Below are 8976 nucleotides of genomic sequence, written 5' to 3'. Positions count from 1 at the left end.
GCTCGTCGACGGCGCCGGTCGTCGCGGAGTCACCGGCCGGCGAACTCGCGGATGAGCCGCCACACCTCGGCAGGTGCTTCTTCCGGCGCGAAGTGGCCCGCGCCCGGCACCACGGCCGTGGTCAGGTTCTCGATCCCGGCCGCACGGAAACCGGATTCGTAGGTCGCGATGTCGCCTTGCTCGCGCCGGCCGCGCAGGTAGAGCAGCGGGGTGCGAATGGCCACGGCGGAAGCGGTGTTGTCGTGGGCATCTTGAGCGAACGCCCGGTAGAGATCGAACCCGGCGGTGAGGGAGGTGTCGCTGTCGTACGCGGCGGCGTGGGCGGCACGCGACTCCGGGCCGATCTTCGAGGGGTCGGCTGACAAGACGTCATAGAAGTAGCCGAAGTACTCGGCCTGATGTCCCTGCACCAGCGTCTCGGGCAGTGTCGGCACATTATGCAGGCCGAAGTGCCAGATATAGGGATTCTTGAGAACCTCGGTCCACGGCTCCACGCCGGGGATCGCCGTGTTCATGATGACGACGCGAGCGATCCGGGGGTACCGGCGGAGGTAGGCGTAGGCCACCATCCCTCCGGCGTCGTGACCTACCAGGGTGACGTCGGTGAGATCCAGGGACCGGATCAGTTCGTGGACCCTGGCGGCCAGGAGCCGCTTGACGCCTCTGTCTCCTGTGGCGGCCGACCGGCCCACTCCCGGTAGGTCGATGGCGATGGCGCGGGCGTCCGGCGCGGCCAGGGTCATGACGTCCCTCCATGCCTGCCACGATTCCGGCCAGCCGTGCAGGAACAGGTACGGCCGCCCGTGGGGGTCTCCGGCCTCGACGACGTGCAGCGCGCCGTCTCCGGTGTCGAGGAAGGTGTGACGTAGCTCGATAGACATGAGCCATGTATATCGAAATACATGATTCATGTCTATCTGCTAGCGTGGCGGCCATGAAGGGAAGCAGCGAAGACCGTCCCGCATACGAGCGCGGCACCGGCTTCCTGCTGGCGCGCCTGGGATCGCTGGCCGTGCGCTCGTGGACGGCGTTCCTGACCGCCCACGAGCTGACCCAGAGCCAGCACTCGATACTTGTGGTGCTCAGGGATCAGGGACCCATCGGCCAGCAACGCCTCGCACACCTGGTCGCCATGGACGCCCGCAACATCGTGCCGGTGCTCGACGTGCTGGCCGCCAAAGACGTGATCGAGCGACGGCCCGATCCGGCAGACGGCCGACGCCGCATGATCACCCTCACCGCCCATGGGCGCGCGCTCGCCGACGCCATCACCGCCGAGGCGGCCCTGAGCCAGGACGACTTCCTCGAACCGCTGGACGACCAGGACCGCCGGCGCCTCAACGACCTCCTCCGGCGGCTGTACGACGCACACGTCCACAAGTCCTGACCAGAACCAGGCATCCTCGGACGTTCCGGTCCGCTCTTTCAACCGGAAGGCCGGCATAAGGAGATCCGACCGAAAACCGCGCGTGTCCGAGGTCGGTCATGAGCATTGTCAGGGCGGCCGCCATGGCGCACACTCGGCCCACCTCTGCCGGATGACGAGCGATGGAGGCACCATGGGCGAGCGCGGCATCGCGGTCCGTCGCCTGGTGGCCGGCCTCGCGGCACTACTGGCGGCGGTGTACGTCGCGGTGCCCGCGCCGGCCGCCGCGCTGGCGTTTCCGCCCTATTTCGTGTCGAACCTGAACCTGGAGTGCTGGCGGGCCGGTACCTACGTGCCGACCCCCCTCGACCTGACGCTCAAGCACATCCATCCGGCGTTGGCCGACCTGCCGCCCGTCACGGTCCATCTCGATGCGCGCGAGCAGGTCTGCGGACCGATCTCCATCAACTATCAGACCCCGCCATTGCCCGCTCTGGACTTCATCAGGTACGCCAACGTGTCGTGCTATTGGTTCACCACAGATGGGGGCATCGGGACCAGGGAACTGGTGCTGAAGTACCTGAACCCGCTTTTCGAGAACGCGCCGCCCGTCTCCGTCAGGATGACCGAACCGGGCCGGCTCTGCCTTCCCGTGAGCAACGACATCTACGGGCCGCCCTCCGGAGTGAAGGCGCTCGTCTCCCGTATCTCCCTGCTGTGCTACAAGGCGACGGCCGTCATGCCGGTGAACAGCGCCGGCGTGACGATGAACTACATGGGGATCGAGCAGCTCAACCCGACGCTCGCCTCGCAGATCCGGCCGGCGGGCGTCGGGTTCGGCACCCGCCGCCACCTCTGTGTGCCGGTCCAGATAGCCGGCGACAACATTCCGCCGGACGTGCTGGAGACCGCACGCTACGTGAGCCTGGTGACCCACGACGCGAGCGCAGTGCCCAACGGAGAGGCCGCGTATCTGACCCTGCGGCACAACAACCCCAGGCTGGTCAGACGACCGTCCGAACCCGCCACACTCACCACCCCGACGCTCTTGGCCGTGCCCGTCGCCATCGACAACCAGCTCCCCCCGGGCTGATCACGAGGTCCCGGAGCAGGCATCTACCCCCTCGTGGCGCGGCCGCTCGTCGCAGGGGCGGCGTTCGAGCACGCCCTGGTCGACGAGGTGGCCGAGTCGCCGCGTCAGTACCTCGCGTGAGATCCCGAGGCCGGCCTGGAGCCGGTCGAACCGATTGATGCCCGCCCACACATCGCGCAGGATCAGCGGCGACCACGGCTCCCCGATCACGTCGAGCATGCGCGCGATGGAACAGGCCATCTCCCCGAACTTCGTGCGCTGCATGCGGTTGAGTCCAGCGCCAGGGTTCCCTTAAGGAACTAACACTGCTAGGGTCAGATAGTCTCTTAAAGGAACTCATAAGGGAGTCGCCGAGATGAGCAAGGTCTTCAGTGCCCACGCGGTGTCGGTCGACGGATACATCACCGGGCGGGCCCCGGGCGCCGGGGCGTCGTAACCACCCACCCCCGCCGGCACAACGCGTCCACGATCAGGAGCATGTGATGTACGGAGCACTCGTCAGGCTCGTCGTCAAGCCAGGAAAGCGATCCGAGTTCCTGGAGTTCTCGCGCTGGAACACCCAGGTGGCCAGGGATACCGAGCCGGGCACCCTGCGTCTCGACCTGTGGGAGGTGGAGGCGGAGCCTGATGTGGTGTACGTCTATGAGGCCTACAAGGACGTCGCCGCCTTTGAGAACCACATCAGGAACGGGCCGGTGCGGAGGTTCGGAGAGATCATGAACGACCTGGTCGAGGGCTGGACCATGGTCATCCCCTTCGGACACAGCGTCGCGTCGAATCTGGACGAGTGACCTGGATTCCGGCCTCCACCCCTCGGCCGTTCGCGGGACCCGGTCAGAGGTCGAACCGCCCCTTCGCGGTGCCGTCAAGGAAGCGGGACCACTCCTGCGGAGGGAAGACCAGTGCGGGTCCGGAAGGATTCTTGGAGTCCCGGACGGCCACCAGGCCCGGGAGGTTGGTGGCCACCTCTACGCATCCGCCACCGTGGTCCCCGCTCCACTTCGACTTACGCCACTGCGCGTTCGTCAAATTCGGCTGCGCCATTGTTCGCACACATCCTTAAGGATCTTGAGTGACGCCTTCTGAGGGAGGGCATCGGCTCGTATGGAGTCGTATCGGGTACGGATATAGTTCACGACGGCCTCCTCCGCCGTGACAACCCCTCCAGAGGCGGATTCCACGTACACGGTGTCGGGCACAGCGCCCGGATTTCGCTCCGCCATGGCGAATGCCGACAGCATTCCGGGGGTGCAACCGGCCGCGATCGGCACGATCTGGATCGCCACATTGGGTTCCTCTGCGAAGGCGATCATGTGGTCCAGTTGCTCGCACATCACCGCGGGACCGCCGACCGGACGGTGAAGCACCCCCTCATCCAGGAGAAGCCAAAGCATCGGAGGGGCCTGCCGGTCGAAGATCACCTTTCGCCGCATGCGGTTGGCGAGCAACTCGTCCACTTGAGCCGCCGTGACCATCGGTGCCCGCTGGAAGATGTGGCGGGCGTAAGACTGGACCTGGAGCAGGCCGGGAACCAGGAGGGGATCCCATCCCCGGATGACGCCCGCGTTCGGCTCGATCTCTTCCGCCCACCGCAAGAACCACTGTGGTCCGCCGGTGGGATAGGCGATCCGCCGATATAGGCCGATGAAGTACTTTTTCTCGACAAGCCCGAAGATCTGGTCAAGTCGCGCGGCATGGTCCCGGGACGGCGTTCGCTTGGCCAGTTCTATCTGGGACACCAAATCCTGCGAACAGCCCAGACGTTCTCCTATACGGGCTTGTGAGAGACCTGCCTCCTTCCTGTACGCACGAAGCTCCGCGCCGAAGCGCTCCAGCGGGGAAATCGCCTTCGGACCGGATTGACCCTCCACGGCCACTCCTCAATCGGGGGGACTACACGCGACGGAAACGACAGATTACGACCGGCCACGGCAACGCCCGTCGTCAATAGCCGTCGCCCGACGTTCATCGCCGTCCTCCGCCGTGTGAATTTACCTCGACTCGTCTCCCGCCGCAGGCATTCTTTGCGCATGGTAACCGAATTCTGTCGGCCGGTCATGGCGCGAAACATGACAAAGCCACGGAATAGGCGGCAGGAGACGAGGCGTATGACGGTAGGAATTCTCCTGGGCGAGACGGAGCTCGAAGGCATCCCTCTCAGCGTCCGGGCCGCGCGGCAATTCGTCAGAGAAACGCTCGGCGAGGACCATCCCGTTCTGGAGGACGTGACCCTGCTCGTCTCGGAGCTGGTCACCAACGCGGTGGCCTATTCCGATTCGCGGCTGGGCGGCGGGACCGTTCGGCTGAGCATCGGAGAGTTGCCCGGCAGGAGGCTGCACGTGGTCGTCCTCGACGATGGTTCGCCGTACGGCGTTCCGCGGCCGCGTACCGCCGAGCCGACGGACGAGAACGGCCGGGGACTCCAGATTCTCCGGGCACTCGCCAAACGCTGGGGCACCTACCCGGAAGGCGCCCGTCGTGCCGTCTGGTTCCAGATCACCTTCCGGTGAATGAGGGCCTGGGTCGATACGGCGATGTAGGGGCTCGAAGGTGCGCCTCTTTTCTCATCTGACCGGCGGATCAACCCCTGGTCGGTGTCGATGGTCTGGACCTGCCGGCGGCAGGGCGGCACCATGTGGCGCGTAATGGTGCACCCCCCCACGCGCCCACGCCCACCTCGAGGAGAGCGTCCACATGCCATCGCATCGGTACCGGCTCGCCCTGGTCGCGACGACCGTGCTCGTCGTCGCCGCCGTCGCTCCACCCGCCCAGGCCGCCGGGGCCGGGTTCGCCGCCGAGGCCGGACCGGCCCTGACGGTGGACCTGACCGCGGCCACGCACCCCATCAGCCCGCAGGTGTACGGCATGAACTTCGCCGGCGAGGACCTGGCCAGGGAACTGCGCCTGCCCGTACGCCGCTGGGGCGGCAACGCCACCACCCGGTACGACTACCGGCTGGACACCACCAACCGGGCCTCGGACTGGTACTTCGAGAACATCCCCGGCGACGATCCCGGCCCGGGCGCGCCGCCGGACGGCTCGGAGACCGACCGGTTCGCCGACCAGGACCGGCGAACCGGCACCGACAGCCTCATCACCGTGCCGCTGATCGGCTGGGCGCCGAAGGACCGGGCCCGGGCGTGCGGGTTCAGCGTGGCCAAGTACGGCCCGCAGCAGTCGACCGACCCTTGGGCGCCCGACTGCGGCAACGGCGTCCGGCCCGACGGCACCTACGTCACCGGCAACGACCCGCACGACACGAGTGCCGAGATCGGCCCGGAGTACGTCACCGGCTGGATCGCCCATCTGCGCGACCGGTACGGCGACGCGGCCCACGGCGGCGTGCGGTTCTACAACCTGGACAACGAACCGGACATCTGGCACGCGACGCACCGCGACGTCCACCCCGCCGGAGCGTCCTACGACGAGATGCGCGACCGGACGTACGCGATCGCGAGCGCGGTCAAGGCGGCCGACCCGGGGGCCGCCACGCTGGGCCCGGTCGGCTGGGGCTGGTCCTCGCTGACGCTGTCCGGCTCCGACCAGCAGAGATGCGCGATCGAGGGCTGCTGGGGCAACCCGCCGGACCGGGCGGCGCACGGCGGCGTGCCCTTCGGCGAGTGGTATCTGCGGCAGATGAGGGCGTACGAGCAGGAGCACGGCGTACGCGTCCTCGACTACTACGACAACCACTGGTATCCGCAAGGGCGGGGCGTCGTCGACGACGATCCCGGTGACGCGGCGACGCAGGCGCTGCGGCTGCGGCAGACCCGCTCGCTGTGGGACCGCACCTACACCGACGAGAGCTGGATCGGGGAGCCGGTGTACCTGATCCCCCGCATGAAGGACATGGCCGCCCGGAACTATCCGGGCACCAAGGTCGCCCTCACCGAGTACGACTTCGGCGCCCTCGGCTCGCTGAACGGCGCGCTGGCGCAGGCCGACATGCTCGGCATCCTGGGCAGGGAGGGCGCGGACCTCGCCACCCTGTGGGATCCACCGGCCGCGACGGACCCGGGGGCGTACGCGTTCCGCATGTACCTGAACTACGACGGCCAGGGTGGCCGGTTCGGCGACACCTCGGTGGCCTCGGTCAGCGCCGACCAGTCGAGGCTGGCGCTGTACGGGGCGACCCGCGGCGCGGACGGCGCGCTGACGCTGATGGTCGTCAACAAGACCGGGGCGGACCTGACCTCCCCGGTCACCGTCACCGGCCGGGCACCGGGCGGCGCCGCGCAGGTGTACCGGTACGGCGGCGCGGACCTGACCCGTATCGTCCGCGGCGCCGACCTGCCCGTACGCCCGGCCGCGGGCGGGGTGAGCACGATATCGGCGACGTTCCCGGCGAACTCGGTCACCGAACTCGTCGTGCCCGACACGGTTCCGCCGCGTGCGCCCGGCACGCCGTCCGCGAGCCGGCCGGGCCCCCGCACGGTCACCCTCACCTGGGCGCCCGCCGGTGACAACGTCGCCGTGACGGGGTACGAGCTGGCGCGCACGGGCCCGGACGGCACGGTCGGCTCGACGACCACGGCGACCTCCGTCACCGTGACCGGCCTGGCCCCCGGCCACCGCTACACCTTCCGCGTCCGCGCCCGTGACGCGGCGGGCAACCGGGGCCCCTGGTCCGCCCCGGCGACGGTCACCACCCCGCGGGGCACGGCTCCCGCCCGCAGCTCATAGCGTCGGCGGGGAGCCTCAGGGCTCCCCGCGTCGCCGAACCAGGGGCAGGTACACCTCGTCGACGATCTCCACGAGGACCTCGTCGGGGGCGCTGGGCACTCCGCGTACGACGAACTCGTTGCGGAGCAGGACGATGGCCACGGTGGCGACCCTCGGATGGAGCGCCTCGGGGGCGGCTTCGCCGCGTGCGATCGCGCGGCCGAGGATGATCAACCAGGGGGCGGCCACGGCGTCGCCGGAGTTGTCCCGCACCTGCTCCAGGAGTTCCGACGCGCCGCCTGCCGCGGCGAGCAGTTCGCGCAGGATCGCGCCGAGGGGGGAGCTCCAGTGGCGGTTGGCCCCGCGCAGCAGTTCCAGGACGTCGGCGCGCAGTTCGCCGGTGTCGGGGGGCTGCACCGTCGTGGTCAGTTGGCGGTAGGCGGCCATGCCGAGGGCGAGGCGGTTCGGCCAGCGCCGGTAGACGGCGTTCTTGTTGGTGCCGGCACGGGCGGCGACCTTGTCGATGGTCAGCCCGCCGTATCCGGACTGGGTGAGTTCGTCCACGGCGGCGCGCAGGATCGCCTCCTCGAGGGCGGCTCCGCGTCGCCGCGTACGCCCGGCGCCCGGCCGCTCCCCCGCCATGGCCCTCCCTCCGACAGGTACCGATCGTACCGTCCGAATCGGGTTGTCATCGCGGTACCCCAGGGGGTTAAGGTACGGCGAGTACCTTAACGATCCTCAGGGAGAGGCGCGACATGCGAGCCAAAGGCGTCAGCTACGAGACCGGCTTCGTCTACAACGGCGCGATCGGCTACGAGGGGTTCGACCCCGAGGTGGTCAGGCGCGACATGCGGATCATCCGCGACGACCTGCACTGCACCGCCGTCCGCGTCATGGGCGGCGACCCGGAACGGATCGAGCTCGCGGCGGCGCACGCCGCCGACCTCGGCCTGGAGGTCTGGTTCTCCCCCTACCCTCTGGAACTGACCACCGAGGAGATGCTGGCGCTGTTCGCCGACTGCGCCGTGCGCGCGGAGCGGCTCAGGCGGCGGGGAGCCGAGGTCGTGTTCGTCACCGGCGCCGAGATCAGCCTCATGAACAAGGGATTCCTGCCCGGCGACGACACCGACGAGCGGGTGGCGTCGCTGAGAAGGCCGGACGGCGTGCGCGAGCGGATCGGCGAGCTCAGCGCGCGGGTCAACGACTTCCTCGGCGAGGCCGTGGCGCTCGTCCGCGAACGCTTCGGCGGCAAGGTCACCTACGCCTCGGTCCACCTCGAGGGCGTCGACTGGGCGCCCTTCGACATCCTGTCCGTGGACCTGTACCGGTCGGCCGAGATCGCCGACCAGTTCGCCGACGGCGTTCGCCGCCTGGTCGCCCAGGGAAAGCCGGTCGCGATCACCGAGTTCGGCTCGGCCTGCTACGAGGGCGCGGGCGCGAAGGGCGCGCGTGGCCTGGAGGTCGTCGAGTACGACAAGGACACCCGCGCGCCGGTCCGGCTGAACGGCGAGTACACCCGCGACGAGGCCGGGCAGGCCGCGTATCTGCGCGAGCTGCTGGAGGCGTTCGAGGCCGGAGGGATCGACGGCGCCTTCGTGTTCACCTTCGCGCTCCACGACTTTCCGCACCGCCCCGGCGGCGACCCCCGCGAGGACCTGGACCTGGCCAGTTACGGCATCGTCAAGGTCTACGAGGACCGCCTCGGCGCCGCCTACCCCGGCATGCCGTGGGAACCGAAGGCCGCGTTCGCCGCCGTCGCCGGCCATTACCGCAAACATTGAGATCGCGCAGGGGTGTCAACCTTTCGCGACCCCTGGGGCGTATCTCTCGGGGAGCCGTTGGAGCGTCGGGAAGG

General features: G+C 68.8%; 11 protein-coding genes. 6 read left to right on the top strand and 5 right to left on the bottom strand.

Annotated features, from left to right (window positions below):
* Positions 1–29: 29 nt before the first annotated feature.
* Positions 30–881, bottom strand: coding sequence for an alpha/beta fold hydrolase (locus tag BJ981_RS26925; RefSeq protein ID WP_184614956.1), 852 nt, complete (start codon positions 879–881; stop codon positions 30–32).
* Between the two features lie 53 nt (positions 882–934).
* On the opposite strand from BJ981_RS26925, the gene BJ981_RS26920 reads away from it, so the two are divergent.
* Positions 935–1387 carry a MarR family winged helix-turn-helix transcriptional regulator gene (locus tag BJ981_RS26920; protein ID WP_184614954.1) on the top strand — a complete coding sequence of 151 codons (453 nt, stop codon included), beginning with the start codon at positions 935–937 and terminating at the stop codon, positions 1385–1387.
* Between the two features lie 172 nt (positions 1388–1559).
* The gene (locus BJ981_RS26915) at positions 1560–2459 is read left to right on the top strand and encodes a hypothetical protein (protein WP_184614952.1); all 900 of its coding nucleotides are present in this window, start codon (positions 1560–1562) and stop codon (positions 2457–2459) included.
* On the opposite strand, the gene BJ981_RS26910 is transcribed toward BJ981_RS26915, so the two are convergent.
* Positions 2460–2723 carry a winged helix-turn-helix transcriptional regulator gene (locus tag BJ981_RS26910; RefSeq protein WP_184614950.1) on the bottom strand — a complete coding sequence of 88 codons (264 nt, stop codon included), beginning with the start codon at positions 2721–2723 and terminating at the stop codon, positions 2460–2462.
* Between the two features lie 218 nt (positions 2724–2941).
* On the opposite strand from BJ981_RS26910, the gene BJ981_RS26905 reads away from it, so the two are divergent.
* Complete coding sequence (locus BJ981_RS26905) at positions 2942–3250, top strand: putative quinol monooxygenase (protein WP_184614948.1); 309 nt, start codon at positions 2942–2944, stop codon at positions 3248–3250.
* A 43-nt stretch (positions 3251–3293) separates the two neighbouring features.
* On the opposite strand, the gene BJ981_RS26900 is transcribed toward BJ981_RS26905, so the two are convergent.
* Together BJ981_RS26900 and BJ981_RS26895 are read right to left on the bottom strand one after the other, a co-directional pair.
* Positions 3294–3503, bottom strand: coding sequence for a DUF397 domain-containing protein (locus tag BJ981_RS26900; protein WP_184614946.1), 210 nt, complete (start codon positions 3501–3503; stop codon positions 3294–3296).
* Entirely contained in the window at positions 3485–4330 is an 846-nt protein-coding gene (locus BJ981_RS26895) for a helix-turn-helix domain-containing protein (protein ID WP_184614944.1), read from the bottom strand. Before BJ981_RS26895 ends, BJ981_RS26900 begins: the two co-directional genes overlap by 19 nt.
* A 237-nt stretch (positions 4331–4567) precedes the next feature.
* On the opposite strand from BJ981_RS26895, the gene BJ981_RS26890 reads away from it, so the two are divergent.
* Together BJ981_RS26890 and BJ981_RS26885 are read left to right on the top strand one after the other, a co-directional pair.
* The gene (locus tag BJ981_RS26890) at positions 4568–4969 is read left to right on the top strand and encodes an ATP-binding protein (protein WP_184614942.1); all 402 of its coding nucleotides are present in this window, start codon (positions 4568–4570) and stop codon (positions 4967–4969) included.
* A gap of 184 nt (positions 4970–5153) precedes the next feature.
* Positions 5154–7142: a glycoside hydrolase family 44 protein gene (locus tag BJ981_RS26885; protein WP_184614940.1), complete on the top strand. Its 1989-nt coding sequence runs from the start codon at positions 5154–5156 to the stop codon at positions 7140–7142.
* A gap of 15 nt (positions 7143–7157) precedes the next feature.
* Here BJ981_RS26885 and BJ981_RS26880 read toward each other — a convergent pair whose 3' ends face one another.
* Positions 7158–7763, bottom strand: a complete 606-nt coding sequence (locus BJ981_RS26880) for a TetR/AcrR family transcriptional regulator (protein WP_184614938.1) — start codon at positions 7761–7763, stop codon at positions 7158–7160.
* Between the two features lie 113 nt (positions 7764–7876).
* Between BJ981_RS26880 and BJ981_RS26875 the strand changes: the two genes are divergently transcribed.
* On the top strand, positions 7877–8902 hold the full coding sequence (locus BJ981_RS26875) for a glycoside hydrolase family 113 protein (RefSeq protein ID WP_184614936.1): 1026 nt from the start codon (positions 7877–7879) through the stop codon (positions 8900–8902).
* Positions 8903–8976 lie beyond the last annotated feature (74 nt).

It is taken from the genome of Sphaerisporangium krabiense, from assembly GCF_014200435.1.
Taxonomy (GTDB): domain Bacteria; phylum Actinomycetota; class Actinomycetes; order Streptosporangiales; family Streptosporangiaceae; genus Sphaerisporangium; species Sphaerisporangium krabiense.
The sequence above is the reverse complement of the archived record's forward strand: the minus strand, read 5'-3'. Positions and strand labels throughout refer to the sequence as shown.

Coding starts and splice junctions, on each gene's coding strand:
- BJ981_RS26885 (WP_184614940.1), top strand. CDS start 5,154: ATGCCATCGCATCGGTACCGGCTCGCCCTGGTCGCGACGACCGTGCTC.
- BJ981_RS26905 (WP_184614948.1), top strand. CDS start 2,942: ATGTACGGAGCACTCGTCAGGCTCGTCGTCAAGCCAGGAAAGCGATCC.
- BJ981_RS26875 (WP_184614936.1), top strand. CDS start 7,877: ATGCGAGCCAAAGGCGTCAGCTACGAGACCGGCTTCGTCTACAACGGC.
- BJ981_RS26910 (WP_184614950.1), bottom strand. CDS start 2,723: ATGCAGCGCACGAAGTTCGGGGAGATGGCCTGTTCCATCGCGCGCATG.
- BJ981_RS26920 (WP_184614954.1), top strand. CDS start 935: ATGAAGGGAAGCAGCGAAGACCGTCCCGCATACGAGCGCGGCACCGGC.
- BJ981_RS26915 (WP_184614952.1), top strand. CDS start 1,560: ATGGGCGAGCGCGGCATCGCGGTCCGTCGCCTGGTGGCCGGCCTCGCG.
- BJ981_RS26900 (WP_184614946.1), bottom strand. CDS start 3,503: ATGGCGCAGCCGAATTTGACGAACGCGCAGTGGCGTAAGTCGAAGTGG.
- BJ981_RS26925 (WP_184614956.1), bottom strand. CDS start 881: ATGTCTATCGAGCTACGTCACACCTTCCTCGACACCGGAGACGGCGCG.
- BJ981_RS26880 (WP_184614938.1), bottom strand. CDS start 7,763: ATGGCGGGGGAGCGGCCGGGCGCCGGGCGTACGCGGCGACGCGGAGCC.
- BJ981_RS26890 (WP_184614942.1), top strand. CDS start 4,568: ATGACGGTAGGAATTCTCCTGGGCGAGACGGAGCTCGAAGGCATCCCT.